Origin of the sequence: Mycolicibacterium parafortuitum, from assembly GCF_010725485.1 — a bacterium.
Taxonomy (GTDB): Bacteria; Actinomycetota; Actinomycetes; order Mycobacteriales; family Mycobacteriaceae; genus Mycobacterium.
In genome coordinates, this window is the sequence record NZ_AP022598.1 from 2,634,965 (window position 1) to 2,653,080 (window position 18,116).

Genomic DNA, 18,116 nt, shown 5'->3' on the forward strand with positions numbered 1-18,116 from the left:
CTCCTCTGCGGACATCGCGCTCACATCCGGAAGACGCCGAAGTTCGACGTCCCCTCGATCGGGCCGCTGGCGATGGCGGACAGGCACATCCCCAGCACGGTGCGGGTGTCGCGGGGGTCGATCACGCCGTCGTCGTAGAGCCGCCCGGACAGGAACATCGGTAGCGACTCGGCCTCGATCTGCGCCTCGACCGCGGCCCGCAGCGCCGCATCGGCGGCCTCGTCGACCTGCCCGCCGCGGGCCTCGGTGGCCGCGCGGTTGACGATGGACAGCACCCCGGCGAGCTGGGTCCCGCCCATCACTGCGGATTTCGCGCTGGGCCAGGCGAACAGGAACCGCGGGTCGTAGGCGCGTCCGCACATGCCGTAATGCCCGGCGCCGTAGGAGGCCCCGATGAGCAGCGAGATGTGCGGCACGGTCGAATTGGACACCGCGTTGATCATCATCGAGCCGTGCTTGACCATGCCGCGCTCCTCGTAGGCCCTGCCCACCATGTAGCCGGTGGTGTTGTGCAGGAACAACAACGGGGTGTCGGAGCGGTTGGCGAGCTGGATGAACTGGGTGGCCTTCTGGGACTCCTCGCTGAACAGCACCCCACGCGCATTGGCCAGGATTCCCAGCGGATAGCCGTGCAGGTTGGCCCACCCGGTCACCAGCGAGCCGCCGTAAAGCGGCTTGAACTCGTCGAAGTCCGATCCGTCGACGATCCGCGCGATCACCTCCCGCGGATCGAACGGGATCCTCAGATCCGGTGGCACGATGCCGATCAACTCGTCCTCGTCGAACACCGGCGGGTCGAAAGACCCAGGAGCCGGGCCCTGTTTGCGCCAGTTGAGCCGGGCCACGATGCGGCGTCCGATGCGCAGCGCGTCGAGCTCGTCGACGGCGAGGTAATCACCGAGACCCGATGTGCGGGAGTGCATCTCGGCACCGCCGAGTGACTCGTCGTCGGATTCCTCGCCGGTGGCCATCTTCACCAGCGGCGGGCCGGCAAGGAACACCTTCGAGCGTTCTCTGATCATCACGACGTGATCGGACATGCCAGGGATGTAGGCGCCGCCCGCGGTCGAATTACCGAACACCAGCGCGATGGTCGGGATGCCGGCCGCCGAGAGCCGGGTCAGATCGCGGAACATCTGCCCGCCCGGGATGAAGATCTCCTTCTGTGTCGGCAGGTCGGCCCCGCCGGATTCCACCAGCGAGATCACCGGCAGCCGGTTCTGGAACGCGATCTGGTTCGCGCGCAGGATCTTCCGTAATGTCCACGGGTTGCTGGTACCGCCCTTGACGGTCGGGTCGTTGGCGACGAGCAGGCATTCGACGCCTTCGACGACGCCGATGCCGGTCACCACGCTGGCGCCGACGGTGAAGTCGGTGCCCCACGCCGCGAGCGGGCTGAGTTCCAGGAACGGCGAATCCGGGTCGAGCAGCGCCTCGATCCGCTCCCTGGCGGTCATCTTGCCGCGCGCGTGGTGTCGGGCGACGTACTTCTCACCGCCGCCTGCCAACGCCTTCGCGTGCTCGGAGTCCAGCTCGGCGAGTTTGACCGCCATCGCATCGGCCGCCTCGGTATAGGCGGGGGAGCGGAGGTCGACAGTCGACTTGAGCCTCATGCGTGATATCCCAACGTCTTGGCGGCCAGCGAGGTGAGGATCTCGGTGGTTCCGCCGCCGATTCCCAGGATGCGCATATCGCGGTACTGGCGCTCGACCTCGGACTCGGCCATGTAGCCCATACCGCCGAACAGCTGCACCGCCTGGTGCGCCACCCACTCACCGGCCTCGACGGCGGTGTTCTTGGCGAAGCAGACCTCGGCGATCAGATTCGTCTCACCGGGGCCTGATGTCGCCGCCGCAGCGGCTCCGGGGCCTGATGTCGCCGCCGGGGCGGCTTCGGGGCCGGATGTCGCCGCCGGGGCGGCTCCGGCGAGCTGCCGCTCGACGACGTGTCGGGTGTAGACCCGGGCCACGTCGATGCGGCGCGCCATCTCGGCGAGGGTGTTCTGCACCGACTGCCGGCTGAGCAGCGGCCTGCCGAAGGTTTCACGGTTGCGGCACCAGTCGACGGTCAGGTCCAGGCAGCGTTGGGCACTCGAATATGCCTGCGCGGCAAGGCCGACACGTTCGGAGACGAACGCGGCCGCGATCTGCAGAAAGCCGGTGTCCTCGGCGCCCACCAGGTTGGCGGCCGGAACCCGCACGTCGGTGTAGGACAGTTCGGCGGTATCCGAGGACCGCCAGCCCATCTTGTCGAGCTTGCGCGTCACCTCGAAGCCGGGTGTGCCCTTGTCCACGACGATCAGCGAAATCCCGTCGGCCCCAGGGGCTCCCGTGCGCGCCGCGGTGACGACGTAGTCGGCGCGCACACCGGAGGTGATGTAGGTCTTCGCGCCGTTGAGGATGTAGTCGTCACCGTCGCGGACCGCGCGCGTGGTCAGGTGCCCGACGTCGGATCCGCCGCCGGGTTCGGTGATGGCCAGCGAGCCGATCTTCTCGCCGCGCAGCGTCGGACGGACATAGGTGTCGATCAGGTGTTCGTCACCGGAGGCGATCATGTGCGGCACCGCGATCCCTGAGGTGAACAACGATGCGAAAACCCCGCCCGGGGCGCCGGACTGGTGCATCTCCTCGCAGATGATCACCGCGTCGGCGCCGTCACCGCCGTCACCGCCGACGGCTTCCGGGAACCCGGCGCCGAGCAGTCCGGCCCGCGCCGCGCTGCGGTGCAGCGCGCGGGGCAACTCGCCGGAGCGCTCCCACTCGTCGACGTGCGGTACCACCTCGCGTTCGACGAATGCCCGCACCGTTTTTCGCAGCGCGTCCCGCTCGGGGGTGGTCCAGATGCTCATTCGAGTAGCTCCTCGGGAATGTCGACATACCGGCTCCGCAGCCATTCGCCGAGCCCCTTGGCCTGCGGGTCGAACCGGGCCTGGTAGGCCACGCCCTCACCGAGGATCCCGTCGATCACGAAGTTCAGCGCCCGCAGGTTCGGCAGCACATGGCGGGTGACCGGCAGGCCCGCGGCTTCGGGCAACAGGTCACGCAGCTTGTCCACGGTCAGGGTGTGGGCCAGCCATGGCCATTGCGCGGGATCGCGCACCCAGACCCCGACGTTCGCGCTGCCGCCCTTGTCGCCGCTGCGGGCACCGGCGATGGCGCCGAGCGGGACCCGGCGCGTCGTTCTCGGGTCGCCGGGGAGCGGGACGTCCGGTTCCGGCACCGGCGCGAGCTCCAAGGTCTCGGACGCGGCGTCGACGGTGACGCGGCCCCCGGCTGGGAGGACCGCGACATGCGTGACCTCGTGGGCAGGCACGTACGCGGCGGTGAACACGCCGTAGACCTGTCCGTCGCCTGGGGGAGCAGTCGTCGTGAACCCGGGATAGCTGGCCAGTGCGAGTTCGACCGCGGCGGACGAGAACTGTCGTCCGACGGTGTTCGGATCGGGATCGCGGACCACGCAGCGCAGCAGCGCGCTCGCGGTCTGCTCGGTGTCGGCGTCTGGGTGGTCGGTGCGCGCCAACGACCAGTCGACCTCGGCCGGCCGCACCGGCAAACCGGATTCGAGCTGGTGACGCACGAGCTCGGCCTTGGCGTCGATGTCGAGCCCGGTCAGCACGAACGTCATCTCGTTGCGGAAGCCGCCGAGGCTGTTCAGCGACACCTTCAGCGCCGGGGGTGGCGGCTCGCCTTTGACCCCGCTGATCCGGACACGGTCGGCACCGTCGGCTGACAGCGTGATGCTGTCGACCCGAAGGGTCGCGTCCGGGTTCGCGTAGCGGGCGCCGGCGATCTCGTAGAGCAGCTGGGCGGTGACGGTGTCGCGGGTGACCGCGCCGCCGGTCCCGTCGTGCTTGGTGATCACCGAGGACCCGTCGCGGTGGATCTCGGCGATCGGGAAGCCGGGGTGGGCCAGCGCGCCGAGGTCGGGGAAGTCGCGCGCGAAGAAGGAGTAGTTGCCTCCGGTGGCCTGCGTGCCGCACTCGATCACGTGACCGGCTGCCACCGCACCGGCGATGCGGTCGTAATCGGTTCTGTCCCAGCCGAAGTGCGCGGCCGCCGCGCCGACGGTCACGGACGCGTCGGTGACCCGGCCGGTGACGACGATGTCGGCGCCTGCGGCGAGGCATTCGACGATGCCCCACGCGCCCAGGTACGCGTTCGCGGTCAGGGGTGCCCCCAGGCCGAGCTCGCCGGCCCTCGGCAGCAGGTCATCGCCCTCGACGTGGGCGACCGCCACGGCGATGCCCAACCGGCCGGCCAGCGCGCGGACGGCGTCGGCCAGGCCGGCGGGGTTGAGCCCGCCGGCGTTGGTGACGATGCGGACCCCGCGGTCCTTGGCCAAGCCGAGGCAGTCTTCGAGCTGGCGCAGGAACGTCCTGGCGTAGCCGCGGTCCGCATTCTTCATCCGGTCCCGGCCGAGGATGAGCATGGTGAGCTCGGCGAGGTAGTCGCCGGTGAGGTAGTCCAGCCCGCCGTCGGTGAGCATCTCGCGCATGGCGGCCAAGCGGTCCCCGTAGAAGCCCGAGCAGTTGCCGATGCGCGCGGGGGTGTGGAGCGGGGCGCCGGAGCGCCCGGAGTTCACCGCAGTCGTCACACCCACTCCTCGCCCGTGAATCCGGTCACAGCAACCAACCAACCGGTAGGTTAATAGGTACCGCCGGTATCAAGTCAAGGATTTGGTCGCCGCGGCGTCGGAGCGGGCCGCGGAGTTTGGAGCGCGCCGAGCCCACCGGTTATTCTGAACGGCAATTGCCAGTGCCAGAGTTGTGTCCAAGACTCGCGCAGGCATCCTCACCCCGAACAGATGGAGCTCGATCATGGCTGTGCCGAAGCGCAGGATGTCGCGCGCGAACACCCGTAGCCGGCGCGCGCAGTGGAAGGCGGAGGCCGCCAACCTGGTGACCGTGACTGTCGCAGGTCAGCCGCGCAAGGTGCCTCGTCGCCTGCTCAAGGCCGCCCGTCTGGGCCTGATCGACCTCGATCGCCGCTGACTCTCAGCCAAACCATCGTATTGACGGCGCGCCTCTCAGGTCACTCTCAGACACTGGGTTGAAACTGTGGCAGTGCGCATACTTGTCGTTGATGACGATCGCGCCGTGCGCGAATCCCTGCGCCGGTCTCTGTCGTTCAACGGATACTCCGTCGAACTCGCCCAGGATGGCCGGGAAGCCCTTGATCTGATCGCCAGCGACCGCCCCGATGCGGTGGTGCTGGATGTGATGATGCCGCGGCTGGACGGCCTTGAGGTGTGCCGGCAGCTGCGAAGCACCGGCGACGACCTCCCCATCCTGGTCCTCACCGCCCGCGACTCGGTCTCCGAGCGGGTGGCCGGGCTGGACGCGGGCGCCGACGACTATCTGCCGAAGCCGTTCGCCCTCGAGGAGTTGCTCGCGCGTATGCGGGCGCTGCTGCGCCGCACCAGCCCCGTCGACGGCGACGCCGACTCGGCGGCGATGACGTTCTCCGATCTGACCCTGGACCCCGTGACCCGCGAGGTGACCCGGGGTGACCGCCCGATCAGCCTGACCCGCACCGAGTTCTCCCTGCTGGAGATGCTGATCGCCAACCCGCGCCGGGTGTTGACCCGAAGCCGCATCCTCGAGGAGGTCTGGGGCTTCGACTTCCCGACCTCCGGCAACGCACTCGAGGTCTACGTCGGATACCTGCGCCGCAAGACCGAGGCCGAAGGTGAACCGCGGCTGATCCACACCGTTCGCGGAGTGGGTTATGTCCTCCGCGAGACGCCGCCCTGATGGTGGTGGACGAGCGAGCCGGATCGTGGACGGGGCATCCCCCGCCTGCTCCGCCGCCGCCGCCGGCGAGTTCGATCTCGTTGCGCTGGCGGGTGATGCTGCTGGCGATGGCGATGGCGGTGATCCCGGTCGTGATGATGGGCGTCGCGGGCTACGCGGTGGTGACGCGGGCTCTCTACGACGACATCGACAACCAGCTGCGCACCCGCGCCCAGATGCTCATCGAGAGCGGTTCGCTGGACGCCAACCCGGCCAAGGCCATCGAGGGCACCGCGTACTCGGACATGAACGCGATGTTCTACATCCCCGGCCGCAGCAAGTACACCGCCAACCAGCAGGGCCAGACGCTGCCGATCGGTCGTCCCGAGCAGGACGTCATGGAGGGCACGCTGTGGATGTCGCTGCGCACCGTCGAGCACCAGCGGGTCCTCGCCGTGCATCTGGCCAGCGGCAACTCGCTGCTGTTGTCCAAGAGCCTGGCCCCGACGGGGCAGGTGCTCAAACGGCTGGGCACCGTCCTGCTCATCGTCGGCGGCATCGGGGTCGCGGTGGCCGCGATCGCCGGCGGCATCGTCGCCAGCGCGGGGCTCAGACCGGTGGGCCGGCTGACGCAGGCCGCCGAACGGGTGGCGCGAACCGACGACCTCCATCCGATACCGGTGGTCGGTAACGACGAACTCGCCCGCCTCACCGAGGCGTTCAACATGATGCTGCGCGCGCTGGCCGAATCCAGGGAACGGCAGGCCCGACTGGTCGCCGACGCCGGGCACGAACTCCGGACCCCGCTGACGTCGCTGCGCACCAACGTCGAGTTGTTGATGAGCTCGATGAAACCGGGTGCTCCGCAGATCCCCGAGGAGGACATGGCGGAGTTGCGCAGCGACGTGATCGGGCAGATCGAGGAACTGTCGACTTTGGTCGGCGATCTGGTCGACCTCACCCGCGAGGAAGCCGGCAACGCGGTGCACGAGACGGTCGAGTTGTCCGAGGTGATCGAGCGGTCGCTGGAGCGGGTCCGCAGGCGCCGCAACGACATCGAGTTCACCGTGTCGGTGACCCCGTGGCAGGTGTTCGGCGACGCGGCCGGACTGGGACGGGCCGTGCTCAACCTGCTCGACAACGCCGCGAAGTGGAGCCCGCCCGGCGGTGTCGTCGCGGTGAGTCTGACCCAGGTCGACCCGCTGGCCGCCGAACTGGTGGTGGCCGATCACGGGCCCGGGATCCCGCCGCAGGAACGCGATCTCGTCTTCGAGCGGTTCTACCGCTCCACCACCGCGCGGGCGATGCCGGGCTCGGGTCTCGGCCTGGCGATCGTGAAGCAGGTGGTGCTCAAACACGGTGGCACACTGCGCATCGAGGACACGGTGCCGGGTGGGCAGCCGCCAGGAACGTCGATGCGCGTGGTCCTGCCGGGCCGTCCCTCGATCGTGACCGCGGACGACGAGTAGCGCCGCGACACGCGCGATCCGGTCGTATTGGTGACCTGGCTCACCGCCCAGAATGGTTGAGACGGGCGTACTCGGGGCACGAGCTCAAAAGTTGTCGGAAAGGCAATCGAACTCTAAGCCCTTTCTCAGTACGTTTGGGCACGCTGAGCTAGCAACGATCGTTGTCGTACCGGACACGATCAATTCGAGGGAGAGCACTGCAGCGATATGACCAACCACCCGAGGTACTCGCCGACTCCGCAACCGGGTCGTCAGACCGGCTACCCCGGACAGGCGCCTCAAGGCCCCGCCGGGTCGCCGCGGTCGGGATCCTATGAGCCGCAGGGCACCGGCAGCTGGGACTGGCGTTACGCGACTGAGCAACAGCGGCAAGCCTTTCGGGGTCCCTACGATCCCTATCCCGGCGCGCAGATGCCGACGGGCCCGGGCCAGTACCCGCGTCCCGGCGCGCCGACCCCGCCGCCCGGACCCCGGAAGCGTTCGCGCGCATCAGGTTTGATCGCCGGCGCGCTGGCCCTGTCGCTGCTGTCGGCAGGTGTCGGCGGCGGCGTCGCGATGCTGGTGCACCCCGACCACAGCGTCGGCGGGATCAGCGCCAGCGGTGCTGCCCCGTCGATGCCCGCGGCCAGCGTGCCGGGCGGCTCGGTGGAGGCGGTGGCCGCCAAGGTCGTGCCCAGCGTGGTCAAGCTCGAGGTGAACCAGGGCAGGGCCACCGAAGAGGGCTCCGGCGTGATCCTGTCCTCGGACGGTCTGATCCTGACCAACAACCATGTCGTGGCGGCCGCGGCCGGTGACGCCGGTCCCGCGCAGACCAAGGTCACGTTCGCCGACGGCAGCGCCACCACGTTCTCCGTCGTCGGCGCCGACCCCAGCAGCGACATCGCGGTGGTGCGCGCCAAGAACGTGTCGGACCTGACCCCGATCGAGGTCGGCTCGTCGGCGGATCTGCGCGTCGGCCAGGACGTCGTCGCGATCGGTTCGCCCCTCGGCTTGGAAGGCACGGTCACCACCGGCATCATCAGCGCGCTGAACCGGCCGGTGGCCGCCAGCGGTGACGCCAAGAACCAGAACACGGTGCTCGACGCGATCCAGACCGACGCGGCGATCAACCCGGGCAACTCCGGCGGCGCGCTGGTGAACATGAACGGTGAGTTGGTGGGCATCAACTCCGCCATCGCGACCATGGGCGCCGACGCCGGTGGCCCGCGCGGCGGCTCGATCGGGCTGGGCTTCGCGATCCCGGTGGATCAGGCCAAGCGCATCGCCGACGAGATCATCCAGACCGGTAGCGCGTCGCGGGCCTCGCTCGGTGTGCAGGTGGGCAACGACGCCGGGGTGGACGGCGCCAAGATCGTCGAGGTGACCGATGGCGGAGCCGCGGCCGCGGCGGGCCTGCCCAGCGGAGTGCTCGTCACCAAACTCGACGACCGGGTGATCAGCAGCGCCGACGCGCTCGTCGCCGCGGTGCGCTCCAAGGCGCCGGGAGACAAGGTGAAGCTGACGTTCCTGGATTCGTCGGGCAAGCCGCAGACCGTTGACGTCACCCTCGGCAAGGCCAAGCAGTGAGTGCGACCCTCGGCCGGAATCGGGCGGAGTCGCGGCCCGACCTGCGTGTGGCTGCACCGTTGTCTGCCCCGAGATATACGGTTGAGCTCATGGAGCAGCCACACGCCTTGGTCGGTCGTGCCCTCGTCGTCATCGTCGACGACCGCACAGCTCACGGCGACGAAGAGGACCACAGCGGTCCGTTGGTCACCGAGCTGCTCGGGGAGGCCGGATTCGTCGTCGACGGGGTGGTGGTCGTCTCCTCCGACGAGGTCGAGATTCGCAACGCATTGAACACCGCGGTGATCGGCGGCGTGGATCTGGTGGTGTCGGTGGGCGGCACAGGGGTCACTCCGCGCGACGTCACGCCGGAAGCCACGCTGGATCTGCTGGACCGGGAGTTGCTGGGAATCGCCGAAGCGCTGCGTTCCTCGGGGTTGAGCGCCGGCATCATCGACGCGGGGGTGTCGCGCGGCCTGGCCGGGATCTCAGGCAGCACACTTGTGGTCAACCTCGCCGGATCCCGGGCCGCGGTCCGGGACGGCATGGCGACACTTGGTCCCCTGGCGGGCCAGATCATCGCGCAGCTATCCAGTTTGGAGATCTAAGCGCGTTGCGCTTTCAGCGGTTAGTCCGGAATCCGCCGGGGTGGGCACCTCCACCTCGTGCGGATTTCGTCTTTTTTGACTCCTGCGTCATCTGCAATGTTAAGTGCAGGTGAACAGACATCCCTGTAAGTTTGTGATCTTGATCACACGGAGAAATTGTCGTGACACAGACGCCGAAGCGCCGATCAGATTCAGTTAACGAGTTGCTGAAGAAGGCGTTCCCCGAGGTACCGGATACCGAGCGGGAGCCGGTGGCCCCCGAAGACATCGATGCGCGCGAGCGTTGGTTGCGAGAGAACATTCCGCCACACCACGAGTGACCTGTGGTTACTCGCCGGGTTCCCAGCTGCCCCTGGCGTAACACATTCACTCTCATTGACGAATACGTCGATGCGGGGTCACGATCCGCGGCGCTTTTCTCGACCAACCCCCGCCGCCGCGCGGAGGGGGTTAGGGAACACCAGGGGAACTCCAGCAAACGACGCGCGGCTTTGCGTCCCGAACATCACCACCGGGGCCACGCGTTGCCGGTCAGATGCCTCCCCGTTATGTTCCTCGTGTCAACGATGAGCTAATCGTAAGAACGACATGTGAGGTTTTTAATTCTCCTCACATCAAGCTCTTGCGAGGTGTGTGGTGAAGAAGTAAGCCAGGCACGGACATCTCGGAGCCCCGCCCGGGGCTTCGATACGCATAGCTAGGGAGATCATGAAGGCAATCACTCGGGTGCTGATCGCGATGGTGGCGTCCATCGCGGCATTGTTCGTGAGCACTGGCACCTCCAACGCCGGTCTGGACAATGAGCTGAGTGTCGTCGACGGCCAGGGCCGCACGCTGACAGTTCAGCAGTGGGACACGTTCCTCAACGGTGTTTTCCCCCTCGACCGCAACCGCCTGACCCGTGAGTGGTTCCACTCCGGCAAGGCCAGCTACATCGTGGCCGGCGAAGGCGCCGACGACTTCGAGGGCACGCTGGAGCTGGGCTACCAGGTCGGCTTCCCCTGGTCGCTGGGCGTCGGCATCAACTTCAGCTACACCACCCCGAACATCGCCTACGACGGCTGGGCCTTCGCGCCGACCGGTGACCCCGACTTCGGCACGCTGGACTCCATCGTGACCCCGCCGCTGTTCCCCGGTGTCTCGATCTCGGCCGACCTCGGTAACGGCCCGGGCATCCAGGAAGTCGCGACCTTCTCGGTCGACGTCGCCGGCCCCGGTGGTTCGGTTGTCGTCTCGAACGCTCACGGCACCGTGACCGGCGCCGCCGGTGGTGTGCTGCTGCGTCCGTTCGCCCGGTTGATCTCCTCGACCGGCGACAGCGTCAGCACCTACGGCGAGCCGTGGAACATGAACTGACACAGAGCTCCGCTCTATGAACTGACACAGAGCTTCGCTCTACGAAACAGCCCCCGGCTTCGGCCGGGGGCTGTTTCCGTCTTGGGGGAGAGGCGCCGGGTCACCTGTCGGTGGGTGGCGCGTCCTGCTCGGTGTGGTTCTTCTTGGCGACGGTTCCGTCGGACTGGGCCTGCAACAGATCGCGGATCTCTGTCAGCAGGGTCAGCTCGGTTTCGCTCGATTCCACCTTGGCGTCGCGTTCCTTGAGCTTCTTGAACGGAGCCACGATCACGAAGTAGATGACCGCGGCGACGATCAGGAAGTTGATCGCCGCCGACAGCACGGCGTTGAGGTCGACGAACTGGTCGGCGCCCAGCGGGATCTTCAGGATTCCGTACTCGGTGTCCGGGCCCGCCCCGATCCGGTCGACCAGCGGCTGGACCACGTTTTCGGTGAACGCGGTGACCAGTCCGGTGAACGCGGCACCGACGACGACCGCGACTGCCAGATCGATCACGTTGCCCCGCGAGATGAACTCTTTGAAGCCTTTCAGCATGGCGATGACCCTTTCGTTTGAGGGGCGCGTGTCGGCGCACCGAACTCAGTGTCCACCGCTGGTCCAGCGGGGCAATATGTGGGCTTTATTTACGTCCGGAGATAATGTGCGACCGGGGTCATTTCTGCTGCGAAACAGCAAGTGGCGCAAGTTGTTTCGGAACCCTGGGAGAAGGCTGGGAATTGGCCCGGCGGGCTGAATAAGAATTTGCCACTGGGCACGCGCAATGCCGTCGCGACTGCTACTCTGTGAGAGCCTGAAAACGTAAACAAGGACACCTGTGTCCTTCTATTCAAAGGGGAATGCTCATGGCACGACATGCCAAGGCGCCCGCTCGGAGTGCGAAGAAGCTCGGCGCCGTCGGCCTGGGCTCGTTCTTTATCGCCGCAGCTTTCTCCGGTCTGAGCGCTGGTACGGCCAACGCGGACGAGGTCGCTCCCACGCCCGTAGTGGTCAGCCGCCAAGCCTCGGAGAACTCCGTGATCCGGATCAACGATCTCGGCGTCGCCCGCGGTATCTCCGAAGCCCGCCTTGCCGACGCCGGCGAGATCCACGCCGTCGGCACGGGTTCGACCGAGGTGCGCGACAACATCAAGGCAGTCGTCGGCACGAAGGCCGCCGCGTTCGCGGGCGCCTACCCGGTCGGTCCTGCCATCGGCGACTGGTGATCTGATCTTCCAAAGTGCCCCCGGGAATCCCGGGGGCACTTTGCTTTTCGATTCTGCTCGATGCCCGGTCAATGCAGCGTGAGCGTGATCGCCTGTACGAGAGCCGCTCCGGCCACCGCCTTGGCCGCAGCCGTGGGCAGCGCTACCAGCACGACCCGCCCGGCGCCGCGGGCTCCGACGCCACTTTCCTTGGCGGACACCAGAACAACGACGGCATCGGTAGCTACCAGACGTGCCTCCGCGGTCTCGTCAGCGGGTGCGGCGACGATGTCGACGACGTCGCCGGGCCGGACCAGATCCGTCAGCGCGGCATCGGCCAGCGGGATCGGGACGATCCGCGCATCGGGACCAGCCGTGGATTCGGCCAGCCGCGGACCGAGCAGTCGCACGTCGGTGAGCACCTCGCCCCGACGAGTCGGGCCGGCGAGTGTGGCGCCGACGACGGTGCCCACGTCGGATTGTGCGCCATCGGGAATCGCCGGGGCCGTGCGTGATTCCACCCGAACGTCGTCGGCGGTGAGTTCGACACCGGGGGACAGGTCGCGCACCGCGACGACGACTTCGGCGCGATCGGCGTCCGGATCGCCGCGCCATGCGGCCACCGCGGCCAGGATCACCAGGAAACCGGCGAGGATGCGACGTGCTGCGGGAGTCCGGGACCAGTCTGGACGCAGCATCCGCCCCAGCCGATCGATCGCGGTCGGGTCCAGCGAATCCCCCATGGGTTCACGCTAGGTCGTCGGCGCAGCCGTCGTCTGCCGCCGATCAGGCGGCTGTGGATAACTCGACGGTCAGCTGGAGGCCGCAGCGGCGGGCGCAGCTGAGCTGCTCGACGATGAGCTGCTGGAGCTCGACGAGCTGTTGGAGTTCGACGAGCTGTCCGAGGACGAGGACGTGGATGACGACGACTCGCTACTGCCGGAGGTGGTCGAGCCGGTGTTCTTCCCGGCTTCGCGGCTGTCGGTGCGGTAGAAACCGCTGCCTTTGAAGACCACGCCGACCTTGCCGAAGATCTTGCGAAGACGTCCGGCGCATTTCGGGCACTCGGTCAGAGAGTCATCGGTGAACGCCTGCACCACGTCGAACTTGTTGTTGCACTCGGTGCACGCATAGGAATAGGTGGGCACACAAACCTCCGAGGTGGTCAAACTTCTTAGCACTCTAGCGGCTCAAGTGCTAGAACCGCCAGCTGGTTGCGGTCATTCCCACGCTGTCGTGGGCCGCGTTCGCCGTCTCAGCGCGACGAGACCCTGCCGCGGCGTCAGAGCGTGCGTCATCGCGACATCGTGCGGCTCCGCGGGCAACCGCTCGACCAGCTCTTCGTCGCGGACTACCGCCACCAGCATCGCGGCCGGGTCGGCCAGCGGCAATGTCCGGTCGTAGAACCCGGCGCCACGACCCAGGCGCGCGCCGTCGCGGTCGACCGCCAGCGCGGGGACCAGCACGACGGCCGCGTCCGCGATCGCCTCGGGCGGCAGCCACGGGGGCGAGGGTTCGCGTAGCCCGAACGGCGCTCGCACCAGCCGGCCGGGTTCGTAGCGGCCCCACTGCAGGGGCAGCGGAGTGTCCTGATCGTCATTGCGGGCGACGGGCAGCAGCACCGTGACATCGCGAGCGGCGGCGTCCTCGACGATGGCGAGAGACCCCGGCTCCGAACCCACGGGGATATAGGCGCAGGCTATTGTGCCCGGCGAGAGCAGGGCTGCCAGGTGGGCCGCCAACTGCGCGGCCTCGCGGTCGCGTACTTGCCGACTCAACGAGCGTCGAGCAGCCAGAATGGCCGCCCGTGCTTGTGATTTGGCCAGTACCACCGGGTAGCCCTTCCAAGCTCGGGTATGCGGAGAACAACCGACGCAGAGAGGTTAGTGTGTGAACGATGAATCGGCCTGATGTTCCTGTGCCGTACACCGCGGTGGTGCCTGCGGCGGGCCTCGGGACGCGCTTCCTGCCTGCCACCAAAACGGTGCCCAAGGAGCTGCTTCCCGTCGTCGACACCCCGGGAATCGAGCTGGTCGCCGCAGAGGCCGCCGAAGCGGGCGCCCAGCGCCTGATCATCATCACCTCCGAAGGCAAAGACGGCGTCGTCGCGCACTTCGTCGAAGATCTCGTCCTGGAGGGCACGCTCGAAGCCCGCGGGAAGAAGACCATGCTGGAGAAGGTGCGGCGCGCACCCGCCCTGATCAAGGTGGAGTCTGTGGTCCAGGCCGAGCCGCTGGGTCTCGGCCACGCGGTCGGCTGCGTCGAGGCCAGCCTCGCACCCGATGAGGACGCCGTCGCGGTGCTGTTACCCGACGACCTGGTGCTCCCGACCGGAGTGCTGGAGACCATGGCGAAGGTTCGCGCCAAGCGCGGGGGCACCGTGTTGTGCGCGATCGAGGTCGACCGCGAAGACATCAGCGCCTATGGCGTCTTCGACGTCGAGATCGTGCCGGACGCGGCCAATCCGAATGTGCTCAAGGTCAAGGGCATGGTGGAAAAGCCCAAGGCCGAAGACGCGCCGTCGCTGTTCGCCGCGGCGGGCCGCTACATCCTGGACCGGGCGATCTTCGACGCGCTGCGGCGGATTCCGCGCGGCGCGGGCGGCGAGCTCCAACTCACCGATGCGATCGCGCTGTTGATCGACGAGGGCCATCCGGTCCACGTCGTCGTCCACCGCGGATCTCGACACGATCTTGGAAATCCCGGGGGCTACCTCAAGGCTGCGGTTGACTTTGCGTTGGAGCGGGACGACTACGGGCCGGAACTGCGCCGGTGGTTGGTCGAGCGACTCGGCCTCGCTCCGGGCACGACCGAGGACTAGCGAGCAACTGCACCGCCGAGCGAGCCGGTCGACGCCCGCCGGTTCGACGGAAGAAAGGCGCACTGTGCGTTCGGTGGAGGAGCAGCAGGCTCGGGTAGCAGCTGCCGCGGTCGCGCCGCGGCCGGTACGGGTCGCGATTGCCGAGGCCCAGGGCCTGATGTGCGCCGAGGAAGTGGTCACCGAGCGTCCGCTGCCGGGATTCGACCAGGCCGCGATCGACGGTTATGCGGTGCGCAGTGTCGACGTGCTCGGCCTCGGCGGCGCCGCCGACGGCGAGGACGACGACGAGGCCGGCGACGGCGGACGGCCGCGGGAGATCAGCCTGCCGGTGATGGGGCTGATCGAGGCCGGTGCCCGAACGCCCAGCAGGCTTCAGCCCCGACAGGCGGCCCGAGTGCAGACCGGTGCCCCGATGCCGACCCTGGCCGACGCGGTGCTTCCGTTGCGCTGGACCGACGGCGGAGAGTCGCGCGTCCGGGTGCTGCGCGGGGTTCGATCCGGCGCCTACGTGCGGCGCACCGGCGACGATGTGCAGCCCGGTGATGTCGCGGTGCGCGCGGGCGCGATCATCGGCCCGGCCCAGGTCGGTCTGCTCGCCGCGGTCGGACGCGAGCGGGTGCTGGTGCATCCGCGGCCGCGGCTGACCGTGATGTGCGTCGGTGGCGAGCTCGTCGACATCTCGCGCACACCGGGCAACGGGCAGGTCTACGACGTCAACTCCTATGCGCTGGCCGCCGCGGGGCGCGACGCCGGCGCCGAGGTGAACCGGGTCGGCATCGTGCCCACCGATCCTCACCAGTTGCGGGAGGTCGTGGAGGGACAGCTCAGCCGTGCCGAGATCGTCGTGATCGCCGGGGCGGTCGGCGGCGCCGCCGCGGAAGGCGTGCGCACGGTCCTGTCGCAACTCGGGGACATGGAGGTCACCCGGATCGCGATGCATCCCGGATCGGTCCAGGGGTTCGGCCAGCTCGGTCCCGACGGCGTGCCGGTGTTCCTGCTGCCCGCCAACCCGGTCAGCGCGTTGGTGGTGTTCGAGGTGATGGTGCGGCCGCTGATCCGGCTGTCGCTCGGCAAGCGCCAGGCGATGCGGCGGATCGTGTCGGCGCGCGCGTTGTCCCCGATCAGTTCCGTCGCCGGTCGCAAGGGCTATCTGCGGGGGCAGTTGATGCGCGACCAGGACACCGGAGAGTACCTCGTGCAGGCCCTCGGCGGCGCGCCCGGCGCGTCGTCGCATCTGCTGGCCACGCTCGCCGAAGCAAACTGTCTGGTGATCGTTCCGAGTGAGGCCGAGCAGATCAGAACGGGCGAGACCGTCGACGTCGCCTTCCTGGCACAGCGCGGCTGAGCGCGCGGTCCAGCGGTGATGAACTTCTTCAGTTCCCGGTCGCAGCACCCCGGGTGGCCGCTGGCGGTGGGCCCGCTGCGGGTACCCGCGGGACTGGTGCGGCTGCGTCCGGTGCGGCTTCGGGATGCGGCGCAGTGGAGCAGGATCCGGCTGGCCGACCGCAACCACCTGGAACCCTGGGAACCGTCGACAGACATGAACTGGGAACTGCGGCACTCGGTTTCGGCATGGCCTTCGGTGTGCTCGGGCCTTCGGGCCGAAGCCCGCAAGGGGCGCATGCTGCCGTATGCGATCGAGCTCGACGGCGAGTTCGCCGGCCAACTGACGATCGGCAACGTCACCCACGGCGCGCTGCGGTCGGCGTGGATCGGGTACTGGGTGGCCAGTGGCTCGACCGGCGGCGGTGTCGCGACCGCGGCGCTCGCACTGGGGCTCGACCACTGCTTCGGGCCGGTGATGTTGCACCGCGTCGAGGCCACCGTGCGTCCCGAGAACGCGGCGAGCCGAGCGGTGCTGGCAAAGGCGGGGTTGCGGGAGGAAGGGCTGCTGAAGCGCTATCTCGACGTCGACGGGGCGTGGCGCGATCACCTTCTGGTGGCGGTCACTGTCGAGGAGATCAACGGCTCGGTCGCGTCCACGTTGGTGCGTTCCGGGCGCGCCTCCTGGGCCTGAGATGCGTCCTTCTCTGTTACTGATGTGACACGTGTGACGTTTGGTGCTTGTCTCCTGTGAATTACAGGTGTGTAATTGTCTCGGCGCGCCGCTCACGGATGCGCTGGTCACAGACCTAGCCTGATGGGGAAAGGAGCAGGCGCCATGCCAAGCATCCCCCAATCTCTTCTCTGGATCTCGCTCGTTGTGCTTTGGCTCTTCGTGCTTGTTCCGATGTTGATCAGCAAGCGGGACGCGGTTCGCCGCACCAGCGATGTCGCGCTGGCCACCCGCGTGCTCAACAGTGGTGCGCGCACCCGGCTGCGCCGCCGAGGGCCCGCCGCCGGCCATCGCAGTGACCCGGATTGGCAGCCGTCCGAGGAGGACGCCGACGACTACGCCGAGACGCCGAGCCGTTCGGTGGTGATGGTCGCCGCCGACGTGAGCAATGCCGACGACGAACCCGACTACCTCGATGTCGACGTGGTCGAGGATTCCGGCGCGCTGCCGATCGCGGAGGTCCGCGCCGAAGAGCCGGCCGCGGCCGTCGAGAACGACGAACTGACTTTGGATTTCGACGACGAGGCCGATCGCGACGAGGTCGACGAGCAGCCGCAGGTGGTGGCCGAGGACGTCCAGCACGACACCGGTGAGGACACCGGCGTCTACTCGGTGATCGACGACGAGTACGAAGAGGGCGGCGAGGACCACGAGGCGGGCGAGGAGCCTGCCGCCGAGCACGTCGACGACGCCGACGCGTCGTCGCAGGATGACGAGGCGTCTGAGACCGATCCGCGGATTGCCGGCTCGCTGAGCGAGTCGCGTCGCCGTCGCCGGGAGTCGACGACCGCGGCTGCGGTGCAGGCGCGTAAGTACCGGTTCCGCGCCCGCACGATCACGGTGATGTCGGTCCTGATGCTTGCCAGCGCCGTCGCGGCGTTCACCTGGTCGTCGACGATGTGGTACGCGACCACGGCCGTTGCCGCCGTCACGCTGCTGTATCTGGCCTATCTGCGCAGGCAGACCCGGATCGAGGAGCAGGTGCGCCGTCGCCGCGCTCAGCGGATGGCCCGGTCGCGCCTCGGGGTCGAGAACACCTTCGACCGGGAATCGGATGTGACGCCGTCGCGCCTGCGTAGGCCCGGTGCCGCGGTGCTCGAGATCGACGACGAGGACCCGGCGTTCGAGCACCTCGACTACGTGCCGTTCTCGCGTCATTACGACCTGCCACGGGCGGCGGGCCAGTAGCCAGACACCGATTTCGGCCGGTGGCCGGGGACTGATAACCTGTACCGGCACCAGGGGCTATGGCGCAGTTGGTAGCGCGACTCGTTCGCATCGAGTAGGTCAGGGGTTCGATTCCCCTTAGCTCCACCATCCAGAACCCGCTTCGACCATCGGTCGGGGC

Annotated in this window: 19 protein-coding genes and 1 tRNA gene; 13 read left to right on the forward strand and 7 right to left on the reverse strand. The window is 68.1% G+C overall.

What is annotated here, in order from left to right:
• Positions 1–20: 20 nt before the first annotated feature.
• The 3 genes from NTM_RS12610 to NTM_RS12620 are packed head-to-tail and all read right to left on the reverse strand — an operon-like array spanning position 21 to position 4,581.
• The gene (locus tag NTM_RS12610) at positions 21–1,613 is read right to left on the reverse strand and encodes an acyl-CoA carboxylase subunit beta (protein ID WP_163766474.1); all 1,593 of its coding nucleotides are present in this window, start codon (positions 1,611–1,613) and stop codon (positions 21–23) included.
• Positions 1,610–2,848, reverse strand: coding sequence for an acyl-CoA dehydrogenase family protein (locus NTM_RS12615; RefSeq protein WP_163766475.1), 1,239 nt, complete (start codon positions 2,846–2,848; stop codon positions 1,610–1,612). The genes NTM_RS12610 and NTM_RS12615 overlap by 4 nt, the downstream gene beginning before the upstream one ends.
• Positions 2,845–4,581, reverse strand: coding sequence for an acyclic terpene utilization AtuA family protein (locus NTM_RS12620; protein WP_163769467.1), 1,737 nt, complete (start codon positions 4,579–4,581; stop codon positions 2,845–2,847). The genes NTM_RS12615 and NTM_RS12620 overlap by 4 nt, the downstream gene beginning before the upstream one ends.
• Before the next feature lie 235 nt (positions 4,582–4,816).
• On the opposite strand from NTM_RS12620, the gene rpmF reads away from it, so the two are divergent.
• The 7 genes from rpmF to mspA all read left to right on the forward strand — a co-directional run bounded on the left by rpmF (position 4,817) and on the right by mspA (position 10,709).
• Entirely contained in the window at positions 4,817–4,990 is a 174-nt protein-coding gene (gene rpmF / locus NTM_RS12625; protein ID WP_104865761.1) for a 50S ribosomal protein L32, read from the forward strand.
• A gap of 72 nt (positions 4,991–5,062) precedes the next feature.
• A complete protein-coding gene (locus NTM_RS12630; protein WP_083146091.1) occupies positions 5,063–5,752 on the forward strand; it encodes a response regulator transcription factor in 690 nt (229 codons plus the stop codon).
• Positions 5,752–7,200, forward strand: a complete 1,449-nt coding sequence (locus tag NTM_RS12635) for a HAMP domain-containing sensor histidine kinase (RefSeq protein ID WP_163766476.1) — start codon at positions 5,752–5,754, stop codon at positions 7,198–7,200. The genes NTM_RS12630 and NTM_RS12635 overlap by 1 nt, the downstream gene beginning before the upstream one ends.
• 207 nt (positions 7,201–7,407) lie before the next feature.
• Positions 7,408–8,766, forward strand: coding sequence for a S1C family serine protease (locus NTM_RS12640; RefSeq protein WP_104865763.1), 1,359 nt, complete (start codon positions 7,408–7,410; stop codon positions 8,764–8,766).
• A 41-nt stretch (positions 8,767–8,807) separates the two neighbouring features.
• Positions 8,808–9,353: a MogA/MoaB family molybdenum cofactor biosynthesis protein gene (locus NTM_RS12645; RefSeq protein WP_179964063.1), complete on the forward strand. Its 546-nt coding sequence runs from the start codon at positions 8,808–8,810 to the stop codon at positions 9,351–9,353.
• A gap of 161 nt (positions 9,354–9,514) precedes the next feature.
• Positions 9,515–9,673: a hypothetical protein gene (locus tag NTM_RS12650; protein WP_163764959.1), complete on the forward strand. Its 159-nt coding sequence runs from the start codon at positions 9,515–9,517 to the stop codon at positions 9,671–9,673.
• Positions 9,674–10,061: 388 nt separating this feature from the next.
• The gene (gene mspA, locus NTM_RS12655) at positions 10,062–10,709 is read left to right on the forward strand and encodes a porin MspA (RefSeq protein ID WP_083146088.1); all 648 of its coding nucleotides are present in this window, start codon (positions 10,062–10,064) and stop codon (positions 10,707–10,709) included.
• Positions 10,710–10,809: 100 nt separating this feature from the next.
• Here mspA and mscL read toward each other — a convergent pair whose 3' ends face one another.
• Entirely contained in the window at positions 10,810–11,244 is a 435-nt protein-coding gene (gene mscL, locus NTM_RS12660; protein ID WP_104866034.1) for a large-conductance mechanosensitive channel protein MscL, read from the reverse strand.
• Between the two features lie 308 nt (positions 11,245–11,552).
• Here mscL and NTM_RS12665 point away from each other — a divergent pair, with 308 nt between their 5' ends.
• On the forward strand, positions 11,553–11,912 hold the full coding sequence (locus NTM_RS12665; RefSeq protein ID WP_104866035.1) for a hypothetical protein: 360 nt from the start codon (positions 11,553–11,555) through the stop codon (positions 11,910–11,912).
• 68 nt (positions 11,913–11,980) lie between these two features.
• Here the strand turns inward: NTM_RS12665 and NTM_RS12670 are convergent, their stop codons facing one another.
• The 3 genes from NTM_RS12670 to NTM_RS12680 all read right to left on the reverse strand — a co-directional run bounded on the left by NTM_RS12670 (position 11,981) and on the right by NTM_RS12680 (position 13,723).
• Positions 11,981–12,634 carry an SAF domain-containing protein gene (locus NTM_RS12670; RefSeq protein WP_163766478.1) on the reverse strand — a complete coding sequence of 218 codons (654 nt, stop codon included), beginning with the start codon at positions 12,632–12,634 and terminating at the stop codon, positions 11,981–11,983.
• A 69-nt stretch (positions 12,635–12,703) separates the two neighbouring features.
• Positions 12,704–13,039, reverse strand: a complete 336-nt coding sequence (locus NTM_RS12675; protein ID WP_163766479.1) for an FmdB family zinc ribbon protein — start codon at positions 13,037–13,039, stop codon at positions 12,704–12,706.
• A 72-nt stretch (positions 13,040–13,111) separates the two neighbouring features.
• Positions 13,112–13,723 carry a 5-formyltetrahydrofolate cyclo-ligase gene (locus tag NTM_RS12680; protein WP_163766480.1) on the reverse strand — a complete coding sequence of 204 codons (612 nt, stop codon included), beginning with the start codon at positions 13,721–13,723 and terminating at the stop codon, positions 13,112–13,114.
• 65 nt (positions 13,724–13,788) lie between these two features.
• On the opposite strand from NTM_RS12680, the gene NTM_RS12685 reads away from it, so the two are divergent.
• The 5 genes from NTM_RS12685 to NTM_RS12705 all read left to right on the forward strand — a co-directional run bounded on the left by NTM_RS12685 (position 13,789) and on the right by NTM_RS12705 (position 18,085).
• Positions 13,789–14,712, forward strand: coding sequence for a UTP--glucose-1-phosphate uridylyltransferase (locus tag NTM_RS12685; protein ID WP_104866030.1), 924 nt, complete (start codon positions 13,789–13,791; stop codon positions 14,710–14,712).
• A 64-nt stretch (positions 14,713–14,776) separates the two neighbouring features.
• Positions 14,777–16,057 carry a molybdotransferase-like divisome protein Glp gene (glp, locus tag NTM_RS12690; RefSeq protein ID WP_104866029.1) on the forward strand — a complete coding sequence of 427 codons (1,281 nt, stop codon included), beginning with the start codon at positions 14,777–14,779 and terminating at the stop codon, positions 16,055–16,057.
• Between the two features lie 18 nt (positions 16,058–16,075).
• Positions 16,076–16,729: a GNAT family N-acetyltransferase gene (locus tag NTM_RS12695; protein WP_104866028.1), complete on the forward strand. Its 654-nt coding sequence runs from the start codon at positions 16,076–16,078 to the stop codon at positions 16,727–16,729.
• A 144-nt stretch (positions 16,730–16,873) separates the two neighbouring features.
• Complete coding sequence (gene sepX, locus NTM_RS12700) at positions 16,874–17,956, forward strand: divisome protein SepX/GlpR (protein ID WP_163766481.1); 1,083 nt, start codon at positions 16,874–16,876, stop codon at positions 17,954–17,956.
• A 53-nt stretch (positions 17,957–18,009) separates the two neighbouring features.
• Positions 18,010–18,085, forward strand: a tRNA-Ala gene (locus tag NTM_RS12705).
• Positions 18,086–18,116 lie beyond the last annotated feature (31 nt).